This is a genomic window from Gordonia sputi NBRC 100414 (assembly GCF_000248055.1).
In the GTDB taxonomy this organism is placed as follows: domain Bacteria; phylum Actinomycetota; class Actinomycetes; order Mycobacteriales; family Mycobacteriaceae; genus Gordonia; species Gordonia sputi.
In genome coordinates this window covers 86,380-109,906 of record NZ_BAFC01000065.1, presented here as the reverse complement: position 1 = coordinate 109,906, position 23,527 = coordinate 86,380, and the positions used below count along the sequence as shown (strand labels likewise).

The 23,527-nt window shown below is 65.2% G+C and carries 19 protein-coding genes and 2 pseudogenes; 8 read left to right on the top strand and 13 right to left on the bottom strand.

Annotated features, from left to right (window positions below; genetic code table 11):
- The 7 genes and pseudogenes from GOSPT_RS24125 to glf form a co-directional block, all read right to left on the bottom strand.
- Positions 1 to 232: pseudogene (locus GOSPT_RS24125) on the bottom strand (IS30 family transposase); the annotation flags it as partial.
- 94 nt (positions 233 to 326) lie between these two features.
- Entirely contained in the window at positions 327 to 1,343 is a 1,017-nt protein-coding gene (locus tag GOSPT_RS11460) for an alpha/beta hydrolase (protein WP_005206261.1), read from the bottom strand.
- A 472-nt stretch (positions 1,344 to 1,815) separates the two neighbouring features.
- On the bottom strand, positions 1,816 to 4,173 hold the full coding sequence (locus GOSPT_RS11455) for an arabinofuranosyltransferase AftB family protein (RefSeq protein WP_005206259.1): 2,358 nt from the start codon (positions 4,171 to 4,173) through the stop codon (positions 1,816 to 1,818).
- The gene (locus tag GOSPT_RS11450) at positions 4,163 to 5,080 is read right to left on the bottom strand and encodes a decaprenyl-phosphate phosphoribosyltransferase (protein ID WP_005206257.1); all 918 of its coding nucleotides are present in this window, start codon (positions 5,078 to 5,080) and stop codon (positions 4,163 to 4,165) included. Before GOSPT_RS11450 ends, GOSPT_RS11455 begins: the two co-directional genes overlap by 11 nt.
- Positions 5,077 to 5,877 (bottom strand): phosphatase PAP2 family protein, encoded by an 801-nt coding sequence (locus GOSPT_RS11445; RefSeq protein ID WP_005206255.1) that lies wholly within the window; start codon positions 5,875 to 5,877, stop codon positions 5,077 to 5,079. The genes GOSPT_RS11450 and GOSPT_RS11445 overlap by 4 nt, the downstream gene beginning before the upstream one ends.
- Positions 5,858 to 7,834: a glycosyltransferase gene (locus GOSPT_RS11440; protein WP_005206253.1), complete on the bottom strand. Its 1,977-nt coding sequence runs from the start codon at positions 7,832 to 7,834 to the stop codon at positions 5,858 to 5,860. The genes GOSPT_RS11445 and GOSPT_RS11440 overlap by 20 nt, the downstream gene beginning before the upstream one ends.
- Positions 7,835 to 9,049 carry a UDP-galactopyranose mutase gene (glf, locus tag GOSPT_RS11435; protein ID WP_005206252.1) on the bottom strand — a complete coding sequence of 405 codons (1,215 nt, stop codon included), beginning with the start codon at positions 9,047 to 9,049 and terminating at the stop codon, positions 7,835 to 7,837.
- A gap of 299 nt (positions 9,050 to 9,348) precedes the next feature.
- On the opposite strand from glf, the gene GOSPT_RS11430 reads away from it, so the two are divergent.
- Together GOSPT_RS11430 and GOSPT_RS11425 are read left to right on the top strand one after the other, a co-directional pair.
- Complete coding sequence (locus GOSPT_RS11430) at positions 9,349 to 10,197, top strand: PIG-L deacetylase family protein (protein ID WP_005206250.1); 849 nt, start codon at positions 9,349 to 9,351, stop codon at positions 10,195 to 10,197.
- Positions 10,198 to 10,283: 86 nt separating this feature from the next.
- Positions 10,284 to 11,006 carry a GAF and ANTAR domain-containing protein gene (locus GOSPT_RS11425; RefSeq protein WP_005206248.1) on the top strand — a complete coding sequence of 241 codons (723 nt, stop codon included), beginning with the start codon at positions 10,284 to 10,286 and terminating at the stop codon, positions 11,004 to 11,006.
- A gap of 5 nt (positions 11,007 to 11,011) precedes the next feature.
- On the opposite strand, the gene GOSPT_RS11420 is transcribed toward GOSPT_RS11425, so the two are convergent.
- On the bottom strand, positions 11,012 to 12,586 hold the full coding sequence (locus GOSPT_RS11420; RefSeq protein ID WP_005206246.1) for a SpoIID/LytB domain-containing protein: 1,575 nt from the start codon (positions 12,584 to 12,586) through the stop codon (positions 11,012 to 11,014).
- Positions 12,587 to 12,725: 139 nt separating this feature from the next.
- On the opposite strand from GOSPT_RS11420, the gene GOSPT_RS23895 reads away from it, so the two are divergent.
- The 3 genes from GOSPT_RS23895 to GOSPT_RS11405 all read left to right on the top strand — a co-directional run bounded on the left by GOSPT_RS23895 (position 12,726) and on the right by GOSPT_RS11405 (position 14,896).
- The gene (locus GOSPT_RS23895) at positions 12,726 to 13,064 is read left to right on the top strand and encodes a hypothetical protein (RefSeq protein WP_005206244.1); all 339 of its coding nucleotides are present in this window, start codon (positions 12,726 to 12,728) and stop codon (positions 13,062 to 13,064) included.
- Entirely contained in the window at positions 13,061 to 13,648 is a 588-nt protein-coding gene (locus GOSPT_RS11410; RefSeq protein WP_005206242.1) for a peroxidase-related enzyme, read from the top strand. The genes GOSPT_RS23895 and GOSPT_RS11410 overlap by 4 nt, the downstream gene beginning before the upstream one ends.
- Before the next feature lie 75 nt (positions 13,649 to 13,723).
- Positions 13,724 to 14,896, top strand: a complete 1,173-nt coding sequence (locus GOSPT_RS11405) for an acyl-CoA dehydrogenase family protein (protein ID WP_005206239.1) — start codon at positions 13,724 to 13,726, stop codon at positions 14,894 to 14,896.
- 24 nt (positions 14,897 to 14,920) lie between these two features.
- Here the strand turns inward: GOSPT_RS11405 and GOSPT_RS11400 are convergent, their stop codons facing one another.
- From GOSPT_RS11400 to GOSPT_RS11390, 3 genes are read right to left on the bottom strand one after another with little or no spacing between them, the layout of a single operon-like run.
- Positions 14,921 to 15,799 carry an HAD family hydrolase gene (locus GOSPT_RS11400; protein WP_051993855.1) on the bottom strand — a complete coding sequence of 293 codons (879 nt, stop codon included), beginning with the start codon at positions 15,797 to 15,799 and terminating at the stop codon, positions 14,921 to 14,923.
- Positions 15,789 to 16,595: a lysophospholipid acyltransferase family protein gene (locus tag GOSPT_RS11395; protein WP_005206235.1), complete on the bottom strand. Its 807-nt coding sequence runs from the start codon at positions 16,593 to 16,595 to the stop codon at positions 15,789 to 15,791. Before GOSPT_RS11395 ends, GOSPT_RS11400 begins: the two co-directional genes overlap by 11 nt.
- Before the next feature lie 56 nt (positions 16,596 to 16,651).
- Positions 16,652 to 17,419, bottom strand: a complete 768-nt coding sequence (locus GOSPT_RS11390; protein ID WP_005206233.1) for a lysophospholipid acyltransferase family protein — start codon at positions 17,417 to 17,419, stop codon at positions 16,652 to 16,654.
- Positions 17,420 to 17,627: 208 nt separating this feature from the next.
- On the opposite strand from GOSPT_RS11390, the gene GOSPT_RS11385 reads away from it, so the two are divergent.
- From GOSPT_RS11385 to GOSPT_RS11375, 3 genes are all read left to right on the top strand, one after another.
- Complete coding sequence (locus GOSPT_RS11385; protein ID WP_005206231.1) at positions 17,628 to 19,271, top strand: Rieske 2Fe-2S domain-containing protein; 1,644 nt, start codon at positions 17,628 to 17,630, stop codon at positions 19,269 to 19,271.
- A gap of 53 nt (positions 19,272 to 19,324) precedes the next feature.
- Positions 19,325 to 19,948, top strand: coding sequence for a TetR/AcrR family transcriptional regulator (locus tag GOSPT_RS11380; RefSeq protein ID WP_005206229.1), 624 nt, complete (start codon positions 19,325 to 19,327; stop codon positions 19,946 to 19,948).
- A gap of 196 nt (positions 19,949 to 20,144) precedes the next feature.
- Positions 20,145 to 21,518, top strand: a complete 1,374-nt coding sequence (locus GOSPT_RS11375) for a lipase family protein (protein ID WP_085941938.1) — start codon at positions 20,145 to 20,147, stop codon at positions 21,516 to 21,518.
- Positions 21,519 to 21,521: 3 nt separating this feature from the next.
- Here the strand turns inward: GOSPT_RS11375 and GOSPT_RS11370 are convergent.
- Positions 21,522 to 22,765 (bottom strand): annotated as a pseudogene (locus GOSPT_RS11370) (lipase family protein).
- 92 nt (positions 22,766 to 22,857) lie between these two features.
- On the bottom strand, positions 22,858 to 23,526 hold the full coding sequence (locus GOSPT_RS11365) for a hypothetical protein (protein WP_005206223.1): 669 nt from the start codon (positions 23,524 to 23,526) through the stop codon (positions 22,858 to 22,860).
- Position 23,527 lies beyond the last annotated feature (1 nt).

Genomic DNA, 23,527 nt, shown 5'->3' with positions numbered 1-23,527 from the left:
CCGCCCTGTTGATCGACCCGGTCCGATCGAACACCGCCACGATCCGTCCAGGATCAGCCGGCTTACCCGGCCCACGAGGCCGCCCCACCGGCCGACCGATCGCCCGGAGAATCGCGTAGCACCGATGCCGCGGCACGCCCACCGCAACAGCGGCTTCCTTCACCGGCACCCCGGCATCCACCAGCCTCGCCAACTGGTCACCGAACCGAACACAGTCCTCCTGAAACGACATGATCGCCGCAACCTCTCACCTGAGAGTGTTGCGACGATCATGTGAACCCGCCGTCCCGGTCGGGGTCGCTTGTGAGTAAACGCTACTGCTCAGATCAGCGGAAGAAGCCTCGCTGGTAGGCGTTCCACACCATGTCCTGCCAGTAGCCCCACGCGTGGGTGCCGTTGGCGTCGTAGGTCATGAGGTTGATGCCCTGCGTGAACGCGGCGACCTCGAATGCCTTGCGCTGTGCGAGTGCCAGCAGCTCGAGCGTCGAACCCTTGAACAGGTCGTCGAAGACGTTCGGCAGCGCGTTGTAGCGGCCGAAGAGTCCGTTGCCCGATCCGGTGAACACCTTGAGGTGGTGCATCCGGTTGATCAGCATGAACGGGTCGTTGTCGTACCAACGCTGATCCCACGGCGCGCCCCACATGGCGTCGACGTTCCACGGCTTGGGGTCGACGTCGAGCATGGCCAGTCGAAGCATGGTGTGCATGCCCGGAGCGCTCAGGAAGTCGTAGCCCGAGAGCGAGCCTGCCGCGTAGTAGAGATCGGGACGCTTGGCCGCGAGGACGAGCGCCGCGTTACCACCGGACGAGATGCCCATGATGGCGTACTTGCCGCCCTTACCCTTGAAGCCCTTCTGACGCAGAGCCGGCGCGAGGCGGTTCTGGATCACGCACTCCCACATGTAACGACGCTGCTGGCCGTTGAAGTTACTGGGTGCGTTCCAGTTGGTGTAGAAGCTGGCAGGCCCGCCGATCGGCTCGACGACGTTGACGCCGCGGTTGACCAGTTCCTGGACGTTGGTGTTGATCTCCCAGCCCGAGAAGTCGTACTGGGCGCGCATGCCGTCGAGAAGGATCACGGTGCGGGTATTGCCCGGCTTGAACCAGGAGCGCACCTTGACCTTGCCGGGATTCATCGACTTGTTGCCGAACGCCCCGTTGGTCGGCATGCCGCAGGCGTCGATCCACCACTCGCTCTTGCCCGCGGGGGTCCCGTTGATACGTGCATCTGCGGTACCTGCGCCCGTGATGACCGACGCGAGACCCGCGATCGTCATCAGCGCGACCGTCACCGCAACCAATCGGCTGCGCAACCGGAACCCACCGCGCTTACCGGGTGTCATCGCTCCCGACCTCACCGCTACTCCCATCGACCAAACTCTCCTCTGTTACCAGTCCCCATGCGCCCCACAGGACACACCAGGCACCAGATCGTTACGTGCGCGATATCAACCCGACCGGCTTGGCCACCCCTGGACGACGCTCTTGCTCGTCGCTTGCGGCCTCCACACGAACTGTGCGAGACACACCCCCGAGTGCGATGCACCACAGCTTCACGTGCAATGCACAACGATTCGGGAGCCTATTGCATCGTCCAACACACTGACAATCAGTGTGACCGTCGCCACACCCGCCGCCTTACGGCGTCGGCGTGGTGCCGATCGACCAATACCGCTCGGTCTTATCTCTCATCGCTTTATCAGGCTTCGACGTTACCTATCCGATACATAACAGGACAAATCTCTCGCGGCCTCAGACATCCCCATAGCGTTTGACCTGCATAGTTCATCGGTCGGACCGTCGAAAATGTGACGCTCATCTCGGGTGCAGTCGGGGCGGCACCGGCAGTCCGCAGCGCTGGAGTTCGTACTCCGGATTGCGCTGGATGCGGTAGTCGGAGAAGCCGAACGAGGCAGACAGATTCTTCTTGAATCGCGCGTAGGACCAGGTGTCCTTGTACGACTCGATCCGGTCGACGGTCTGCGAGCACGTCAGCGCTTCCTTCGCCTGCGCGACCATGTCCTCGTCGAGGAAGCCCGGCAGCACCGGCCACTTGGGATAGGCGCCCGACTCCGCGATGACCCACTCGGCAGGCAGGTTCTTGTCGTGCCCGATGCGGCCGTCCTCGAGGCGTTCTGTGTGCGCGGCGATCGGGTAGGCGAGTCCCATCTGATCGATCACGCGGACGTCGAGTGGCGCGTTCATACTCGTCATTCCGAGATTGAGGAAGTAGACGGTCGCCTTGCGTTTGTCCTGCGGGGTGTTGTCCGGCAGCTTGGCCACGTACCACTCGTCGTAGTTGTTCGACGGCAGGATCACTCCGCCCTGCGTGCGGTACTCGTCGATCCGCTCGACCATGGCGCGCATGCGCGGGTAGTCGAGGTAGTCGGCAGCGGTGACCGGGTTCTCGTTACCCATGTTGGTGACGTAGAACCGACGTTCGTCGACGATGCCGCTGCGTCCGATGTCGATGCCCGCGTTGGGCAGCACCTTCTCGTGGCAGACGATCGCCCACACGAGCGTCGTGATCCACAGTGCCGCCATCACGGTCGCGCCGCCGAGCTGCACCAGCACGCGACGACGTCGATTCCGGTCCTTCGCAGCGTCGACGCCGCGTCCGAATGCCGCGCGGACATCGGCGAGGGCGGGCAGCGAGAGCGGTACGACCATGACCGGGAGCAGGATCGTGAACATCGATGTCAGCAGCACACGGCCGTGCATGAAGTCGCCGCCCTGGCGCAGCCAGTAGACGCCGTCGATCAGTCCCGCGACCACGATGGCAACGGTGACGGTCGTCGGCGTCTGGAGGTTGCGCGACCAGCGCGACAGCCGCTCGCGCACCGTCGGGCGTTCTTTCTCCTTCGACGACGCCTCGACGCCCGAGTCGTCGCGTGTGCGCGCGCTGTTCATCCGGGTGCCGATGACGATCAAGACCCCTGCGACGACAGCCAGGATGACGGGAAGGACAAGCGTGTAGGGGCCGAAGAGGTTGCCGAGGTAGATGAAGCCCTGATGCCACTTGGAGCCGCTCGCGTCCTTCGCGACAGCAGGGTTGGGCACGAGCAGTGCGTAGTAGCCCATCCGGAAGATCTGGTAGCCCACCGGCAGCACCGCAGCGCACACCACCACACCGACGCGCATCTTCCATGTCAGCGGCGCCAGGAAGACCAACACCAATGCGATCCCGCCGACCACGGTGAGTTCCGGTCGGATCAACGGCGCGAGCCCCGCCCAGAACGCGAGGAACAGCGTCGCCGCGGCTCCTCGGTAACCCGCGGTTCGTCGCGCACCCGCGTTCTGTGGGGCGTCGCCCTCGGCCCGTCTCCGGGACCACGCGATCAGCAGACACCAGAGCACCGCGACCCAGAAGATGCACAGGCCGTTTTCCAGACCACTCGTGGCGAAGTCACGCGCGGGCGGGATCGCGACGTAGACGATCGCACCCAGTGGCAACAGCAACGTGATCCCGGTTGCAGCGGGACCGCTGATGCGCGGTCCGAGCAGTCGTGCCGTGCCGTACATCGCGATCGGGATCGCCGACACCGAGAGCACCAACGCGACCCAGAGCGCGACGTACTCGAGCTGGCCGTCGGTGACCCAGGCCCAGAACCACAGCAGGTAGGTCCACGCCGTCGAGGTGTTTGCCTCGACACGCTCGCCGGCATTGAACACCGGGCCGTTGCCCGCGAAGAGGTTTCGCAGGGTGCGCAGCACGATCAGACCGTCGTCGGCGATCCACCGACGCTGCCATGCTCCGATCGCGAAGAATGTTGTGACCCCGATCGCCCCGATCAGGAAACTGACCGTCGCCGTCCACTCACGTGGTCCCCACGACGACAGAAATCTCCGACGCCCCGCTCCCGGCGGATGGCCCGCGGCCGCATCCTCGTCGTCTGCGTCAGCCGTGTCGTCCTCGTCGGCCGCGTCAGCTGTGTCGTCGTCAACCCGGTTATCAGAGCCGACGGCAACGTCGTCGTCAACATCGCCGGGTTCCCCGCCGACTGGACCGGGTTCCTGCTCTGCGGCGCCGGACCCCTTGCCGACGACGGGGATCACCATCGTGACGTCGGTGTCGAAATCGCGGTCATCTGCGGCAGTAGCGTCGGTGCCGGCAGTCTCTCGAAGTCTGTGCCGCCCCGCGCGAGCGGGCTCGTCACGAACGTCAGACGGCATAGACCGCGACACCAACACAGACGATCCATGCCAGCGCCAGGATCTGCAGAATGCGGTCGCCGAAGGCGATCTCTTCGGGTTCGCCCGCGGTACCGCCGTCGACGACGACGGCGTAGCGCAGAATCGCGATGGTGAACGGCACCATCGAGATGGCGTACCACACGTTGGTGTCGTGGCCGGAGTTCTTGTCGAACGCCCACAGGCCGTAGAACGCGACGACGAGCGTGGCCGAGAGCGTCCAGACGAAGCGCAGGTAGCTCGTGGTGTAGTACTGCAACGACTTACGGATCTTGGCGCCGGTGTGCTCGGCGAGCACCAGCTCGGCGTAGCGCTTGCCCGCCGCCATGAACAGCGATCCGAAGGCCATGACCAGCAGGAACCACTGCGACAGTTTGATGTCGGTCGCGGTACCACCGGCGATCGCTCGCAGCAGGAATCCGGACGAGACGATGCAGATGTCGATGACCGGCTGGTTCTTGAGCCCGAAACAGTAGCCGAGCTGGATCACCAGGTACACCGCGATGACCACCGCGGTCTGCCAGTTCGCCGAGTAGGCGATCAGCAGCGATGCAACGCCGAGCACCACTGCCAGCACATACGCGAGCTTGACGGGCACGACGCCCGCGGCGATCGGCCGATACCGCTTGGTCGGGTGGTTGCGATCGGATTCGACGTCGATCGCGTCGTTGATCAGGTAGATGCACGACGACGCGAGACAGAATGCCACGAAGGCGATCCCGGCGCGGCCGAGCACATGTGCGTCGGTGATGCTGCCCGCGGCCAGCGGAGCTGCCAGCACCAGGACGTTCTTCACCCACTGCCGTGGGCGGAGCGCCTTGATCAGGCCGTCGACCCGGTTCTTCGGCGGCCCGACCTTCTTGCCGCTCTCGATGGGCTCCTCGCTCATGCCTCTCCTCGGTTCCTGATCGCCCACGCGGCCGCTGTCCGTGCGGTCTGCCCGGGCACCAGCGCAAGCGCACCGGCTCGGGCCGCCACACGCGCGGTGCGCGTGGCGCGCGGATGCCCTGCGGCCGTCCGCGATGCCTGCTCGAACAGCGTGTCAGCACCGATGACGGCTCCAGCACCCAGCGCACCGAGTGCGGCTCCCGCGGCGACGTCGCTCGGATAGTGAACCCCGAGCACAAGCCGCGACGTGAGCATAGGTGGCACCAGAAGTGCCGGTAGCAGGTAGGGCGGCAAACCGGCGGCCCGACCGATCAGAATCGACGCCGCGGTGGTCGACGTCGCGTGCGACGACGGGAAGCTGAGCTTGCTCGGCGTCGACACCCCGATACGGATTCTGGGATCGTGCGGGCGGGGTCGTCGGACGATGCGTTTGATGATCACCGACGCCGCGTGCGTACCGAATGCACCGACTCCGGCCTCGACCCATCGCCGCTGCGCCGTCGCGTCGCCTCGACGACGAGCGGCGGCGTACCCGAGTCCCGAGATGGCCAGCCAACCGAGCGAATGCTCGCCGAAATGCGAGAGGGCCCGCGCTGTCGGGAGCACACCGGGACGGTCGTAGAGCGCATCCTGAATGGCGATCAGCGCGTCGACCTCGCGGCTCTCGCCGCGACTGACCGCAGCGTTCGACGATTCGTCGCGTTCGGCGACATCCCGATCATTCGATTCCCCATTACTCGATTCCCCATTACTCGATTCCCCATTACTCGATTCCCCATTACTCGATTCCAAAGACACCCGCCCAGCTCTCCTTACTGGTCAAGTCCTGATGGGCGGCGCGGTAGCGCTGCGCCATCTCAGGAAACCTCTCGTTGAGTTCACGCACCAGGGCAGCGGATTCGCGTGCGAGCGCGATCATCTTGTCGCGATCCCGCTGGCGATACACCACTCCCCGACCGTCGGCCGTGGTGACCGTGACGCCGTCGACCCGTCCAAGCGAGAACCACCGGGCCTCGATCGGCGGGTAGTTGGCTTGCGGCACCTCGTGATGACGAGGGTCTGCCGGGCGCAGGTTGTTGACCACCGACGCCGCGAGCGCTCTGAGTTTGCTCACCGGGTTGGTCGGCACGTTGACACCGAGATGCGTTGCCTCCCCGCTGGTTCGGGGCAGTTCGGTTGCCGAGGGCAACACCACCGCGTCGGGGTACTGCTTGCGCATCTCTGCGATCTTGGGAAGCGCGGTCGGCAACAGGTCGCGGATGTGATCGGGCCCCGCGAGGAAGTCGCGGATCGCTTCGTTCTGAATCGCGACCGTCGAATATTCAAGGCTCAGAAGATGTTTGGCCGTCGCCTTGACCATCGACTGGAGAATTCCCTTGATCGGACCGTCGTGGTGGATCGAGGCGACGACGAGCCTGTTGCGCAAGTGGAAGTACGCCTGCCAGTCGATGGCGTCGTCCTTGTCACTCCAGGCCATGTGCCAGATGGCGATTCCCGGGATCGTCGCCGTCGGGTAGCCCGCTTTCGCGGCGCGCAGGGCGTACTCCCAGTCGTCCCACTTGATGAACAACGGCATCGGTAGGCCGATCTGCTCCGCGCACTCGCGCGGGATCATGCACATCCACCAGCCGTTGCCCTCGACGTCGATCCGACGGTGCAGGTTCTTGGAATTCTCCCTGTCGCGCAACGGGTACTGAGCGAAGTCGTGGTCGTACTCGACGAAGGGCGCGGCCGTCCACATGAAATTGTGGTGATTGATCACCTCACCCATCGAATGCAGGTGACTGCGGTCCTGCAGGTTGAGCATCTGACCGCCAACGAGCATGGGCGAGGAGGCAAATCGCGACATCGCGAGCGCGCGCAGGATGGAATCCGGCTCGATTGCGATGTCGTCGTCCATATAGAGGATGTACGGGCTGTCGGTGAGCCGCAGCGCCTCGTACATGATGCGCGCGTAGCCGCCGGAGCCGCCGAGATTGCCCTGGTCGAAGATGTGCAACCGATCGCCGAGCGCTGCGGCCGCTTCCTCGTAGCCCGGCTCGTCGACCACATTGCGCGTGCCCTGGTCGGGCATCAGCACGGCGTCGATCACCGCGTCCACCAACGGATCCGACGTGAGCGCCGCCAGTGCGTTGACCGCGTCCGTCGGCCTGTTGAACGTCGGGATGCCGACGGTGACGCGCTTGGTGTCCGGACCTGTCGACGCTGCAATCGCCGAATACCAACCCGCCGAGACGATTTCGGTATCGGTGTCGGTGGTGACGTCGAACCAGATCCATCCGCCGTCTTCGAACGGTCCGAGGTCGAGCTCGAATTCGATGACGCCGTAACCGTGTTCGTCGGTGGGTACCAGGTCGCCGCCGATACCGATTCGCGAGCCGTCGACCTTGGAGCGGTACAGGTCCACGCGGCACGTGCCGCGGACCTCGACGCGCAGTACGACCGACTTCAGAACCGACCAGCGTCGCCAATACGACGCCGCGAACGCGTTGAAGTAGGTCTCGAAGCTGACCTCCGACTCGCCTGCCAGCAACACCGACGTCCGGGTCGGCGCGTGGGCACGACGAGTGTTGTTGTCGGACTCCACCTGATAGAGCGAGCGCACGTCGATGGGCTCACCCGGCCGCGGGAAGATGACCCGCTGCAGCAGTTCGACGGCCTTCGACTCGGGAACGCTCGGCGCAGCCGCGGGCTGCGCCCCGGTGGTCGCGGTCGTCTCGTCGGACGTCGTCGTGTTGGAAACAGTCACACTCATCTACTCCGCCTCCGCGAGCGGCGCACCATCACTCAGGTGCGGCGCCAGCGTGTTCTCGAACATGGTGAGCGCACTCGCGATCGCCATGTGCATGTCCAGGTATTGGTAGGTGCCCAACCGGCCGCCGAACAACACCTTGGCGTCCGCGGTCTCGGTCTTGGCGAGTTCGCGGTAGGCGGCGAGCTTGTCGCGGTCTTCCGGGGTGTTGATCGGGTAGTACGGCTCGTCGTCGTTGTTGGCGAATCGGCTGAACTCGCGCATGATGACGGTCTTGTCCGTCGGATAGTTCTTGCGCTCGGGGTGGAAGTGGCGGAACTCGTGGATGCGCGTGAACGGGACGTCGGCGTCGTTGTAGTTCATCACCGGAGTGCCCTGGAAGTCGCCAGTGGCCAGTACCTCGGTCTCGAAATCGAGGGTGCGCCAGCCCAGGCGTCCCGCCGAGTAGTCGAAGTACCGGTCGAGCGGGCCGGTGTAGACCACCGGGGCGTCGGGGTTGGCGGCCCGGATCTCGTCACGGACGGCGAACCAGTCGGTGTCGGTGCGCACCTCGATGCGCTCGTCGGCCGCCATGTTCTCCAGCCACGCGGTGTAGCCGTCGACCGGCAGCCCCTCGTAGGTGTCGTTGAAGTAGCGGTTGTCGAAGGTGTAGCGCACCGGCAGTCGCGTGATGTTCGACGCAGGCAGATTCTTGGGGTCGGTCTGCCACTGCTTGGCCGTGTAGGCCTTGATGAACGCCTCGTACAACGGGCGCCCGATCAGGCTGATCGCCTTCTCCTCGAGGTTCTTGGCGTCCTTGGTGTCGATCTCGCTGGACTGCTCGGCGATCAGTTCCCGCGCCTCGTCGGGGCTGTAGTACCGACCGAAGAACTGCGACACCAGCCCCAGTCCCATCGGGAACTGGTACGCCTGGCCGTCGTGCATGGCGAACACCCGGTGCTGATAGCCGGTGAAGTCGGTGAACTTGTTGACGTAGTCCCACACCTTCTTGTTCGACGTGTGGAAAAGATGGGCGCCGTATTTGTGCACCTCGATGCCGGTTTCGGGCTCGGCCTCTGAGTAAGCATTGCCACCGATGTGCGACCTGCGCTCGACCACCAGAACCCGCTTGTCGAGTTGGGTCGCCGCGCGCTCGGCGATGGTGAGACCGAAGAACCCGGATCCGACGATGATCAGATCAAAGGATGAGTTCGACGCGACGGTGCTATTGGTGGCCACGGGTGTTCAGGGTAACGGACCCGACAAAGTAGTCGTCCACACACGCAGGGGTCGGGGCCGGCCAGCCGCGCGGGGACGACGGACGCGCGAGGTGATGGACACGCGCGAACACGCCGCGACGACGGCGAGAGCGCCGCGTCGAGTTGTGATGTGCGCCGACTACGCAATCGGGGCTGGCCAGGACTCGTATACTCGGTTCATTGGGCTGTAGAAATCGGCTCACCGAAGACTGTGCATCGCAGCTCGTGTACCGCTGTTTGTGTACTGCGGATTGCGCAACTCCCCGTAGGAGTCCGCCAATGACCTCCCAGCACGTCACTCCACCAATACTGTCGCCCACACACGCACACGATTCGTCGCCTGACGTCCCGATTCCGCCTCGCACGCCGATGACCCGCTTCTTTCCCGCGCCGACGCGCAATCAGTCGCCGAAGTCGTTCGGTACCCCCGAACCGGAGTGGCTCACCTGGCTGGCCTCGCAGACCTGGCCACAGGTTGTGTTCGACATCGATCGCCTCGTCGTCGTCGCAGCTCATCCCGACGACGAGATCCTGGGAGCCGGCGGTCTCGTGCACACCGCGGCGTCGCAGGGCATCGAGGTGGTCACGATCTGCGCGTCCGACGGCCACGCGACGCACCCCGGATCGCCCGAGCAATTGGCAAACCGTCGGCATCTCGAACTCGACACCGCGTCGATGCTGCTCGGCCTCGACCTCCCACGATGGGGTGGCCTCCATTCGGGGACGCTCCAGCAGTACCCCGACCGCCTCGACGCGATGATCAGAAACATCCTCGACGCCCGGCCGGGCGCCCGCAACGGCCTGTTGGCCGTGTGGGATCACGACGGCGAGTCCGACCACGAAGCCGTCGGCCAGGCTGCCATGCGTATCGCCAAACCACTGGGTATCCAACTGTGGATGTACCCGATCTGGCTGTGGTATTGGGCGCGGCCCGGCGACGTGAACGTGCCGTGGCATCGAGTGCAGACCGTCGGCGTCTCGCCGACCGTGATGGCCGTGAAGAACGCCGCCGCACGCTCCTTTGCGGAGCAGAAGCGCCCGCGCACCCCGGACGACAACCCCCAGCCCGTGCTCGGTGGTTCGATCACATCGCATCTCCTGCGAGGTACGGAGTATGTTTTCGGCTGATAGGTCCAGGCAGTACGTCCGTGCGCAACCCCAAACGCGCGCATGCGGCGAAGTGCTGTGTGGATGCTGTGCGGAAGGAGTAACCGTTGACTGACCTCACCTCGCGGACAACCGCGCCGACCACATGGACGGGCACCGAGATCGCTGAGAAGAGCTCGGAGATCGCCCGCATTGTCGCGCAACTGCAATCGGAGAGCACCGACAGCGACATGCTGCTGCGCCTGTTCACCAAAGCCGCCGCCGAGGCGATCGGCTCGGACTATGCCAGCATCACCATCGTCACCGAAGGCCGGATCGAGACACCCGTGATGATCGGCGAGATCGCGGCACAATCGGACGCGCTTCAACAGGAACTCGGCGAGGGACCGTGCATCCGCTCGGCCACCGACGACACCACGATCTGGATCGACGACATGCGTCGAGAAACGCGCTGGCCGACGTTCTGCGCGGCGGCCGCCGACCTCGGCATCGGGTCGATGGCGTGCTTCTGCCTCTACATCGCGGGCGAAGAGCGCGGCGCACTCAACCTGCACAGCACTGTTCCGAACGCCTTCGACGACGAGGCGCGGGCCCTCGGCCAGTTGTTCGCCGCCCACACCGCGACTGCGTTCTCCGCGGTGCGCGAGAAGGAGCAGCTCCGCACGGCACTGAGTTCACGCGACCTGATCGGCCAGGCCAAGGGCATGCTGATGGAACGGTACCGACTCAGCCCCGACCAGGCGTTCAGCCTCCTCGCGCGGCTCTCCCAGGACTCGAACACCAAACTCGTCGACATCGCCGCACAGGTCGTCGACGCCGGCCCGGAGTAGTCCGCTCAGCGCAGTCGGTCGGCGCGCGGGAAGCCGAGCACCGGGACGCCGCCGCGCTGCTGGAAGTCGGCCAGCCCCTTGCCCGCGAGCGCGTGGGCGCCGGTCGGCTGGCTGAAGAACATCATGCCCTTCTGGAAGAGCTGCGTGACCCCTGCGCCGTCGGGCGTCAGCGTCGGTACCCCGACCGCCTGGCCGAGCGGCCCGGTGACGCCACCGAGATCACCGAGCTTGCCGTTGAGAGCGTCGGTCGCGATGCCGAGGAGCTTCGACGACCCCGGCACGAGGTTGTCGGCCAGTCCGGTCAGCGAGTCGGGGATCAGCGAGCCGAGATCGGCGGAACCCAGCCCGGCGCCCGCACCCGGCCCCGTCGGCGGGGTCACGATCTTCGGCTTACTCGTCTGGCCCTTGACCGAGAACCACGACGACTTGAGCTGCAGCTTGGTCCGAACGTCTTCGCCGGTCGCCTCGACGGTGCCGCCCGAGCCCGAGACCCGGACCCGCAACGCTCGGCCGTTCTCGGGCCCGAGTCCGTTGGCCTCGATCACCTCGAAGCTACGCAGCGCACCGACCCCGAAAGCGGTAGCGATGCTCGCCGGACTCACGGTGGCAGTCCAATTGTGTTCCGGCGCAATCGAATCGCCCTCGTCGACGACGGCCGGGAAACGTCCACCCGCGGTGTAACCACCGGTCGACGCCGAGAACTCGGTGAACGCGGGCTGGCCGTTCTGCCGCAGGATCTGTCCCGACGTCGCGTCGGCCGCACGGTTGGTGCGCGGGTCCTCACCCCCCACGCCGCCGTACATCTGGGAATTCTGCGTGTCGTCGATCTTCTTACCGCCCGCGATGGCCGAGAGCGCGTAGCTGCGCGCGACGACGGCCTGCGCCTTGAGCGCTTCCATGCCGCCCGAGTCGCCCCAGCCGGGAATGCTCTCCTTGGCGATCACACCCTTGACGTAGTCGTCGAGGTTCAGTTTGTTGACCACGCGTCCGCCGTCGAGCCCGAGTGAACCGCGATACGCAGCGTTCGACCCACAGAACTTCAGCAACTCGTTTCCGGGACGATTGGTGGCCGGGTTGATCGGATCGACGAAGGTCGCGGGCACCGATTGCAGTGCGCCACCGCCGCAGCCGCTGGTGATGGTCGCGGTTCCGCCAGAGATGCTGACCGCCTGCCCCGGCTGCACCTGCACGCTCCCGACGCGTGCACCAGCATCCGCCCGCACGTTGACCGCGGATTGCTTACTGAGTCCGACGGTGATGTCGGGCCGGTCGGCCTTGCTCAGCGTCGTACCGCCGTAGAAGTGCTGCAGGATCTTCGACGACGACCAGCCCTTCTTGGCGTACCCGTATGCACCCCACTGGCCCATTCCGCGGCCGTGACCGTGTCCGTGGCCGATCAGGACCACGCCGGCGTCGGCCGCGAGACCGATGTCGGAGCGCGACGAGTAGCCGTCGCCCGCGATGACCCCTCCGACCAGCAGCGCAGGGGCAACGGCACAGATGACCGCAGATGATGTTCGCCGACGTCGACTCCCCGGACGTGCCCGGGAGACGAACGGATTCGACAGTCGGAGTTTCACGGCTGTCCGCACCTCCAGCACGCAGTTGGTCAGGCAATCCCCATCGAGGCCTGTTACAGATGTGACTAATGGGACTTATGTGACCATAGTGATTCTTCTTCCAAATACCAACCTCAGGGCATAACAACCGCGTCACGAGTTGGACGGCCCTCGCCCCGACCACGCGCACATCCACGCCGACTGGGCGCCTCCTCGCGTCGACTGGGCGCTCCTGCCCGTCGACTGGGCGCTCCAGACCGCCGACTGGGCGCTCCAGACCGCCGACTGGGCGCTCCAGACCGTCGACTGGGCGCTCCAGACCGTCGACTGGGCATGCCCACATTTCGGATCGTCGCAGTTCTTAACCTGTCGGTCGCTCACGACGCTTCCTATCGTTCGACGCACCACCGCGGCCCGTCCGCCGCACGGCATCACGCAGATCGACGACTCACCGACATCAGAACTGCACCGACTTCCACCTTCAGGGGACACCTCATGACAAACACGCTCGACGCCGCTCCGGAGACCCAGATCTCGCGCCTCACGGTGCCCGAGATCGACGACTTGCCCGACGATCTTCAACGCCAGATCCGTTCCATCGAACGTCAATTGGGCTACATCCCCAACTGGGTGCGCGCTTTCGCGCTCGGTGGCGCACATGCCGCGCGGTTCAACGAGTACATCCTCGGGCTGCTCGACCCCAACGCCGGCCTGCTCCCCTACGCCGATCGTGAACTGATCGCGACCGTCAGTTCCGCCGAAAACGGTTGCTCCTATTGCCGTCTCAACCACGCCGTCAGCCTCGGCGACGCACTCGGCGACAAGAAGCTCGGAACCCGAATCGCCGTCGACTACCGCGAGGTCCGTGAACTCACCGCGCGTCAGCGCACGCTCGCCGACTTCGCGGCCACACTCTCGGTCCGCCCCGGCGAGGTCTCCGACGACGACCTCGACGCCCTGCGCGACCTCGGACTCGACGACGCTGCAATCTACGAGGCGATCCAGGTCGTCGCAGCTTTTGCCGCAGCGAACCGGTTCAGCATCGCGCTGCAGGTACGCCCCGACGACCAGTTCTTCGACTGACACCTCCCCCCAGCACCCCGACAACAAAACCCCACAGCCGAAACTCCACCGCCACAACTCCACAGGGGAAACGCCATGACAGAGACAATAATTCAACCCACCACCACCGAATGGGTGATCCCGGAGGACACCCTCGAACGCTTCCGCGAGCGCGCCGTCACCCACGATCGCGACAACACCTTCTTCGCCGACGACCTCGCCGACCTCTCCGAACTCGGCTACCTGCGCGCCACGCTGCCCGTCGAACGCGGCGGCCTCGGCCTGACGCTGCACCAGCTCAACGCCGAGCAGCGTCGCCTTGCCACGTTCGCGCCGGCCACCGCGCTCGGGATCAACATGCACCTGTACTGGGTCGGTCCGATCACCGATCAACTCGCACAGGGTAATTCGGATGTCTCATGGCTCGCCGACGAAGTCGCCACGGGCAAGGTGATCGCCGCCGGGCACGGCGAACCAGGCAACGACCTCGTCATCGACGATTCGACGACCATCGCGACGCCGGTCGAGGGTGGCTACCGCATCACCGGTCGAAAGATCTTCACCTCGCTGTCACCGGCATGGGATTGGCTCGGCGTGCACGCCCGCGACAACTCCGACCCCGAACACCCAAAGATCGTGCACACCTTCAGTCCTCGCGGAGAAGAAGGCGTCACCACCGTCGAGACCTGGGACACCCTGAGCGTGCGGGCAACAGCAAGCCACGACACGCTGCTCGACAACGTCTTCGTTCCACACGAACGCACCGTCGGCGTCGTCGAACTCGGCGAGCAACCCACCGGATACGTCGCGGGCATCTTCCCGTGGGTGCTTCCAGCGCTCGGCAACATCTACGTCGGAATCGCCCGCCGCGCACTCGATCTCGCCATCGCCTCGGCGACGTCGCGCAGCGCGCTCAGCCTCGACGGGGAGACCGTCGCACACAAGCCGTTCACGCAGTATCACGTCGCGGAGGCCGAGCTGGCACTCGAAGCCGTGACCGGCGCCTTGGACGATCTCACCAAGTCGCTCACCGCCGGTGAAGATCTCGGCGACCGCGCCCTTCTGCGCCTGTTCGCCGCGAAGGAGAACAGCACCCGGGTCGCCCGGCAGGTCACCGATCTTGCACTCGAGATCGCGGGAGCCGGTGCGCTGCATCGTCGTAACGAGTTGGAGCGGCTCTACCGCGACGTACGCGCGGGCAGCTTCCACCCACCGAACTCCGACGCGGTGCGCGCCTTCGTCGGGGCGTTCGCGCTCGGGCTTGCCTGAAACCTCTTGGCTTGCGCGGTGGTTCTAGCCGAACCACCGCGCGAGCACCCGCGCGACGCCGTCCTCGTTGTTGCCGACCGTCACTTCGTCGGCGGCGGCGATCGCAGCCGGATGCGCGTGTCCCATCGCAACTCCGTGCCCGGCCCAGGTGAGCATCTCGACGTCGTTCGGCATGTCACCGAACGCGACGGTGCGCTCGCCGGAAAGTCCTGCAAGATCGATGAGTTTGTCCAGACCCGACGCCTTGTGCGTGTCGGGCACCGAGAGCTCGATCAATCCGTTGTCGGTGGAGAAGGTGACCTGCGCAATGCCGTCGACCTCCGGCAGAAGCCGCCGAGCCATCTCACCGCTGGCCAGATCAGGCTGTCGCACAAGAAGTTTCACCACCGGCTCCGCGTAGACCTCGTCATCGCCGACCTCGATGTGATCGGGGTTCAGCCAGGCGTGCCGGTAGCCGGCCGTCGCCACGAACGGCGGTGTGGCAGCGTCGAATTCCGACGAGCCGACTCGCTCTCCGGCAACCCCGGCGTCGGGTAGACACCGCGCGATCACCTCGCGGAGCACCGCGAGCCGATCCGTCTGCAGCAGCGACGAGTACACGATCTTGTCGTTCGCGACGTCGTAGATGATCGCGCCGTTGGCGCACACCGCATATCGCACGTTGACCGCGGAACCCGGGAATTGGTCGGTGATCTCGGCGATCCAGCGCGGTGGCCTGCCCGTCGCCAGGACGAACTCGGTGCCGGCATCACACGCTGCCCCGAGTACGCCGATCGTGAAGGGCGACACGGTGTTCTGGTCGTCGATCAGAGTTCCGTCGACGTCGCTGGCGATCAGTGTCGGCGGGCCGTCGAATCCGACGGTGCTCTCGCCGGTCGACGCCGCGGATGCGTCACTCACCATTGGCCTTTCGCTCGCGGGCTGCGGCCTTGCGCTCGGCCTCGTCTTTCTCGATGACAGCAGCCTCCTCGGGCGTGGGCGCCGAACCCCCGAGTCGGTGGGGCACCCAGAACTCGCCCTCCGGATGCGACCCGTAGTCATCCTGAACACGCAGGAGCTGCTCGTGCATCACATCTCGTAACCGCGATGTCTCCTGCTCCGAATTGCTCTCGGGCGCAACCGTTATCGGACTGCCGTAGCGCACGCGGACCGGAATCCGACTGCGCCCCATGTCACGTGTGCCGCCCTTGGTCCACTGTCGCTGCGCACCCCAGACAATCGTCGGGATCAACGGCACCCCAGCCTCAGCGGCCATGCGCACCGCACCGGTCTTGAAGTCCTTGAGCTCAAAGCTGCGACTGATCGTCGCCTCCGGATACACCGCGACGATCCGACCCTCTCGCAGCGCCGAGACCGCGCCACGATAAGCCTCAACGCCCTGCGATCGATCAACCGGCACAGAGCGCGTGCGGGTGATCAAGAACCGCATGATGGCGATATCCATCATCTCGGACTTGATCATGAACCGCGTTCGACGCCCCGCCTGATACACGCCGTACGCCGCGGGCAGAAAGTCGACGTAGCTCGTGTGGTTGATCACCAGGACAGCACCACCGTCGGCGGGGATGTTGTCGAGACCGTCGAATCGCAGATCCATCTTCTGCCCGCGGACGATCCCGGTGGCAATCAGTTCGAGAGCACGGAACACCGGCTCCCGACGCGACGAGTCGCCGAACTCACCTCTCGACTCAGAACTCACCTGACCAGCCTATCGGGCAGCCTGCCGACCACCCGAAAGCAACCACCCGGGGGCACCTACTCGGGCGACGACTCGTCACGCGCCGCCCTGCGCGCCTCCCTGGCCGCTTGTTCCTCGGCGTCCAGGCGGTTGGCTTCCTCCAACGTCGGCGCCGACCCTCCCAGTCGTGCGGGCACCCAGAACTCGCCCTTGGGGTGCTCACCGTAGGCGTCCTGTAGTTCGAGCAGTTTCTCGCTCATCGACTTGTGCAGCTGCGCGGTCAAGGTCTCGGGATCGCCGACGGGCTCGATCGGCTCGGCCACGCCGACCATGATCTTGTAGCCGGTGCGGCCGAGTTGCTTGAGGAACCCCTTGGTCCAGACGCGCTGCGCTCCCCAGATCACGGTCGGGAGCAGCGGCGCCCCGGCCTCGAGTGCCATCCGTGCGGCACCGTTCTTGAAGTCCTTGAGCTCGAAGCTCCGGCTGATCGTCGCCTCCGGGTACACCCCGACCAGCTCGCCCTGCTTGAGGTACTCGACCGCCTGGTGATAGCTGTCGGCGCCGTTGGCCCGGTCGACCGGGATGTGCTTGAGCGCTCGCATGATCGGCCCCGAGACCTTGTTGTCGAAGACCTCTTTCTTCGCCATGAACCGCACGTATCGCTTGCCCTGGAGATACGCGGGGATGCCCGCGTAGGTGAAGTCCATGTAGCCCGTGTGATTGAGCGCAACCACGCCCGGCCCGGTCTTGGGGACGTTCTCGACGCCGGAGATCTCGAACTTCAAGCCTTCGGCCAGCCACAACAGTCGCGCGGTTGTGATCACAGAGGCGTACACGGGTTCCATGTGTCGAGCTTAGCCAGTGCCGCAACACCCCACAGCGACTCATCTCCACCCGTGCGCACACGCGAGGGAGTGCGCCCCATCACAGCGATCGAGAACGGTACCGAAGCCCCATGACGCGAGTTGCACGCAGTCGATAGATTGGATGGTCGAGAGCTCCACCGCGCGACCCGTAGAACCTCAGCCCCCGCGCGAACACGAAAGGCCCCACGTGCAGATCACCAGCATCGGACACGCCGGTTTCCACCTCCAGACCAACGCAGGCTCGATCCTCTGCGATCCCTGGACCAATCCGACGTACTTCGCGTCGTGGGTGCCCTTCCCCGACAACTCCGAGCTGGACTGGAAAGCGCTCGGCCAGTGCGACTACCTCTACGTCTCACACCTGCACCTCGACCACTTCGACGAGCGCAACCTGCGCGAGAACATCAGCAAGGACGCGACGGTCCTGCTCCCCGACTACCCGGTCCCCGACCTCAAGCGCGAGCTCGAGAAGCTCGGGTTCACCAAGTTCGTCGAGACAACCGACTCGGTCAAGACCACGGTCAGCGGCCCCAAGGGCGACCTCGACATCATGATCGTCGCGTTGCGCGCGCCCGCCGACGGTCCGATCGGCGACTCCGGCCTCGTCGTCTCCGACGGCGAGACAACAGTGTTCAACATGAACGACTCCCGGCCGATCGACCTCGACGTCATCTTCGAGCAGTTCGGCCACATCGACGTCCACATGCTGCAGTACTCGGGCGCCATCTGGTACCCGATGGTCTACGACATCCCGAAGCGCTCCAAGGCCAACTTCGCCGCGCAGAAGCGTCAGCGCGGCATGGACCGCGCCCGCTCGTACATCGAACAGGTCGGGGCTACGTGGGTCATCCCGTCGGCAGGCCCGCCGATGTTCCTCGACGACGACCTGTTCGAACTGAACGACTTCGGGTCCGGGATCGACGACCCATCACAGAACGCACGCCCGGGCGACGTGACGTCGATCTTCCCCGACCAGGAGACCTTCCTCGAGCAGATGGTCATCCACGGCACCGACGACGGCGAGCATCACCGCGGCCTGATGATGGTGTCGGGTTCGACGGCCCGCTTCACCGGTTCGACGCTCGACGAGGTCAGCCACCCGTACGCCCCGCACGACGTGTTCGGCGAGAACAAGCAGGCGTACCTCGAGCGGATGAAGGAGAAGTTCGCACCGGTCATCGCCGCACAGAAGGAAACGTGGGCGGTCGACGACGGTGAATCGCTCCTCGAGCCTCTCCGCGAATTGTTCGAGCCGATCATGGTGCAGTCGGACCTGATCTGCGACGGCATCGGCTACCCGGTCGGCCTGGTCATCACCCCGGACTTCCACAGCAAAGACGGCGCCGACCACCCGCAGGCACAGACCGTCGTCCTCGACTTCCCCAACCGCATCGTGCGCGAGCCGAAAGACGGAGAAGGCAAGTACCGCTACGGTTTTCGCATCGCACCCGAACTGGTGCGCACGGTGCTGCGCGATCAAGAACCCGACTGGGTCAATACCATCTTCTTGTCGACGCGGTTCACCACGTGGCGCATCGGCGGCTACAACGAGTACCTCTACACCTTCTTCAAATGCCTCACCGACGAGCGGATCGCCTACGCCGACGGCTGGTTCTCCGAAGCGCACGACGACTCGGCGTCGATCGTCAAGGACGGCTGGGAGATTCAGCGCCGCTGCCCGCACCTCAAGGCCGACCTCTCCAAGTTCGGTGTGGTCGAGGGCGAGAAGCTCACCTGCAATCTGCACGGCTGGCAGTGGGACCTTCCGTCGGGGCGCTGCCTGACGTCGAAGGGACACGAGTTGCGCTCCAAGCACATTGACGCGCCGTGACAGTCCTCAGCGTGACAACCCAACCGTGACAAGCGAACCGTGACAACAGAACTGTGACAATCGAACCGGGCCAGCGCACGTACGCCGGACGTCCTGTCGCCGACCGGCTGGCAGAGAGGCGTCGACGCTTTTTCGACGCGGCACTGGGCGAATTCGCCTCCGTCGGCTACGCCAAGTCGTCGGTGACGTCGATCTGCCGAGAAGCGGGTCTGTCGCGTCGACAGTTCTACGAGCTGTTCTCCGACCGCGAGGAACTCCTCGTCGCGCTCTACGACGAGATCCAGGGTGCCGCCCGAGATGCCGTCGCAACGGCGTTGTCGGAGAGCACTTCTCGTGACACGCACGTCTTGGCAACCGCTGCGATGCGCGCCTACATGAGCTCTGTGGGCACCGATCCCCGGCGTGCCGAGGTGTCATTCGCACAGATCGTCGGAGTCAGTCCGCGCGTCGAACAGCACAGACTCGACGGACGCGACGAGTGGGTGTCGTACTTCGTTGCCGCGATGTCGGCCTTCGCGGGAAGGCCCACCGACTCACGCACTGATCAGCTCGGAATCGCCTTCGTCGGCGCACTCACCGCGATCGTGCACCGCTGGAGCCTCTCCCCCGATCCCGAGTCGATCGACGACGTCGTCGAACTCCTCGCCGACGTCCTCCTGGCGTTCGCTGAGATCTGACCCCTCTGACGTTCCGACCAGCCTGTCGAGACCTGACCAACTCCGCGCCGATCTTGTGTGCCACACCACACTGGAGTAGCTTCTCCCCACAGTGAGACGTTGGTGTCTCACTCATTGGCAGCGAGGAGTCATGCAGGTGAGTCGGGGAACAGGTCACGCAGTCATGCGCGTGTGGACGGTCGGGGTTGCGGCACTGATGGCGCTCGGAATGATTGCGGGAGCGTTGATCTCCGGCGCGGGGCAGGCGTCGGCGGTGCCGGTCGCGCCGGCGCTCCCCTTCCCCGTTCCGCCGGCGATCCCCGAGTTCGACAAGAGTTTCTACTCGCCACCCGCGCAGACCGTGGCCACCAAGCATCCCGGTGAACTCATCGCGGCTCGACGGGTCAACCTGGCCGCGCTCTCGATCTTTCCGTTGAACGTCGACAGTTGGCAGTACTCCTTCCGCTCGACCAACACTCGCGGCGAGCCGATCGCCTCCGTCGCCACTGTGCTCAAACCCCGCGGCAAAGCGAAACCCGGTCCGTCCAAGCTGGTCTCGTGGCAGTCGGCCGAGGATTCGACGGCGCAGTACTGCGCGCCGTCGTATGCACTGCAGCAGGCCTCGATTCCGGGAACCCTGACCGGCTCGGTCGATTCCACATTCGAACTGCTCCAGATCACGTCGCTCGTCGCGGCCGGCTACTCGGTGGTGATCCCCGACCATCAGGGACCCGATTCCGCTTTCGCCGCAGGCCCTCTCGCCGGGCGTATCACCCTTGATGCGATTCGGGGTGCACGGAACTTCACGCCGTTGGGCCTCAAGCGCGACCTGCGAGTTGGTCTGATGGGTTACTCCGGTGGTGCCATCGCGACCGGCTGGGCGTCGGAGCTTCACGAGTCCTATGCTCCCGAGCTGCCGATCGTCGGGGCAGCCGAAGGTGGTGTGCCCGCGAACATCCGCGCGCTCGTCGACCTCGCCAACAACAACGCGGCGTCCGGCCTCATCCTCGCCGGGGTGATCGGTGTCAGTCGCGAGTACCCAGAGCTCGCGGCTTTCCTACGCGCACATACCAACCCGCTGGGCAAGGCGCTCATCGAGGGCAAGAATCCGCTGTGCCTCTCCTACCAGGCGGCGCTCGCCCCGTTCCTCAACATCAAGGGACTGATCGACGTCCCCGGTGACCCACTGGACTACCCGGCACCACGAAAAGTGCTGAACGAGTTGAAGATGGGGCGCAACACTCCGACCTTCCCGATGTTCATCTACCAATCGAATCCCGACTGGATAGCCCCGGTCGGTCCGGTCAACACCCTCGTGAAGACCTACTGCGCAACGCCGGGAGCCGACATACAGTACACGCGCGACCACTTCAGCGAGCACATCACGCTGGCCGTCGAGGGCTTCGCTCCTGCAGTCGTCTGGATGGCAGATCGCCTGGACGGCAAGCCCGTTCGACGCGGATGTTCTACGAGCGACCAGGGAACGATGGCACTCAACCCCGACACCTGGCCCGCTTTCGTCAACCTCGTCGGCAACAACCTCGCGGCGCTCGTGGGGCAGCAACTCGGCCGAAACCCGGTGCACCCCTGACCGTCAGCAGCGCGGCGCCGGCCGACCGGCGAACCTGTCGTTGAGGTAGGCCAACGCGTCGCCGGTCCACGGCGCGAGCGCCTCGGCGTGGTCGAGTCCCTGGTACACATGGATCGACGTGGAAAGTCCACGCGCACAGTAGCTTCTGCTCAGCCCGACCACATCGGCGGTGAGCATCACCCCGTCACCTCGACCGTCCTTGTCTCCGACGCCGAGCATCATCGGTGTTCGAGGTGTGCCGAGGGAACCCATCACGTTCGCCTTGATCGCTGCGGGGATACCCGGAACGTCGAGGAGCGAAGGATACTGCGGGAGCAGCAACGACGAATCGGTCAGATTCGGGTACTTGCCGAGGAAGTTGTTGATGCACTCACCACGAATGTCGCCGAGAACCTGAACACCCTTGGGCGACAGGTACTTATCGATACCGATGCCGTACGTCTCGTCGTAGACGCTCATGAGTGCGGGGATCACCGCCGACCACCGCGTGGTCCCGTTCACATAGGCGAGGTTGTGTGCCGGGTTGACCAGCACGCCGCCGGCCGTCGCACCGACCAGGTTCAACTCGGGGGCATACGACGGCGCCAACTCGGCACCGAATCCTGTCGGGATGGACCCGCCCGAGTATCCGTAGAGGCCGACCGGCGTCGAGGCCGGAGCGCGCAGAAGCCGTTGTGCCGCACGGATTCCGTCGAGCGCGGCGTGCGCCGACTCCTTTCCGATGGTCCACCGCATGTTGGGACCCTCGTAGTCGGGAACCACCACCGTGTAGCCCGCCGAGACCATCGACGCGATCATCGTGACATCGACCGCACTCGACGACGACTTGCCACCGCGCAGCGTGTACGACGGGTCGCACTGACTGCCGAGCGCGTCGTAGAACTCGTGATACGAGATCATGCGCCGCGCCGTACCGGCCTGCTGCCCGGCGGCGAGATGATCGTGGTGACCGTCGACGACGGCGCCCCGAAGGCGTCGTTGGTCCGGTACAGCAGTTGCGTGCCCGTGGCGGGCAGGCTCGTGCCGTTCGTGCCGAGCGTCACGACACGAGACGAGATCACCGCACCGGGCCGCAGCCCACCGATCGGCACGCTCGGGGTGTAGAACGGGTCGTTCGCAGGCGTAACTGCTGGCGCCGCAGCGGGACTCGCGGCCTGCTCGGTCGACGGGGGTGCAGCCGCCGCCGAACCCGCCGAATACCCCAGCAGCGACAGGGACAGCACAAGCGTGGCGACCACCGCTCGCACGTACACGGATCGTCGACCCACATCTACTCTGCGCACCCGTTCAAATTAGAGCAGCGACACTGTCTGCGCAGCACGATCCCGTAAGCCGCCTATCAGACGACGCCGCCGCGGGTCACCTCGAGTGCGCGCTCCTCGATATCGGCGTCGGTGGCCGCGCTCAGGTCGATCGCAGCCACACCAAGAATGCGGTCATAGACTGATTTGTCGTGTTCTGACAACCACTTCGAGAACTGCTCCGCGACGTCGGCCTTGCCCTTCCCGTGGCCGAGGAGAACGAACGAGCGGTCCTTCAGATCGAGCTTTATCGATCCGGACAGTTCCTTGAAGAAGGCGTCGAGCTCCTTCTCGTCGTCGCGGCCGGTTGCGCGTTCGACGGTCCGCAGGTGACGCGCGACGGACTGCTTGTCGCGCACCTGTTCCGCGGCGTCGGTGACCTTCACCTCGTCGAGGTCGTAGGACAGAATCCGTGCCCCCTTGGCGTCGACGGTGACCACGGCCAGATCGCCCTCACCCTGGTCCTCCGGCTTGGCGGCCAGCAGGTGGCGAGCGAGTTCGATGTCCTCGATCGACACCCGCCCGTCGTGCGGTCGGTGGAAGACCTCGCGGTGCCCGTTGAGCGTTACCGACAGGCGGTCGCCGTGCTCCTGCTCGACCTCATCCGCGACGTCTTCCCACATGTTGATGAACTGCGTCCATTCGATGTCGCGCGGAGCGGGATGTCCGAGGATGGCGTCGCGTGTCTTGCGGTTGTGAGCGTTCACG

What these genes read in the sequence shown, in the direction of transcription:
- GOSPT_RS11460 (WP_005206261.1), bottom strand. Translation starts at nt 1,343, where the DNA reads ATGACACCCGGTAAGCGCGGTGGGTTCCGGTTGCGCAGCCGATTGGTT.
- GOSPT_RS11455 (WP_005206259.1), bottom strand. Translation starts at nt 4,173, where the DNA reads ATGCCGTCTGACGTTCGTGACGAGCCCGCTCGCGCGGGGCGGCACAGA.
- GOSPT_RS11450 (WP_005206257.1), bottom strand. Translation starts at nt 5,080, where the DNA reads ATGAGCGAGGAGCCCATCGAGAGCGGCAAGAAGGTCGGGCCGCCGAAG.
- GOSPT_RS11440 (WP_005206253.1), bottom strand. Translation starts at nt 7,834, where the DNA reads ATGAGTGTGACTGTTTCCAACACGACGACGTCCGACGAGACGACCGCG.
- GOSPT_RS11430 (WP_005206250.1), top strand. Translation starts at nt 9,349, where the DNA reads ATGACCTCCCAGCACGTCACTCCACCAATACTGTCGCCCACACACGCA.
- GOSPT_RS11410 (WP_005206242.1), top strand. Translation starts at nt 13,061, where the DNA reads ATGACAAACACGCTCGACGCCGCTCCGGAGACCCAGATCTCGCGCCTC.
- GOSPT_RS11405 (WP_005206239.1), top strand. Translation starts at nt 13,724, where the DNA reads ATGACAGAGACAATAATTCAACCCACCACCACCGAATGGGTGATCCCG.
- GOSPT_RS11400 (WP_051993855.1), bottom strand. Translation starts at nt 15,799, where the DNA reads ATGGTGAGTGACGCATCCGCGGCGTCGACCGGCGAGAGCACCGTCGGA.
- GOSPT_RS11390 (WP_005206233.1), bottom strand. Translation starts at nt 17,419, where the DNA reads ATGGAACCCGTGTACGCCTCTGTGATCACAACCGCGCGACTGTTGTGG.
- GOSPT_RS11375 (WP_085941938.1), top strand. Translation starts at nt 20,145, where the DNA reads ATGGCGCTCGGAATGATTGCGGGAGCGTTGATCTCCGGCGCGGGGCAG.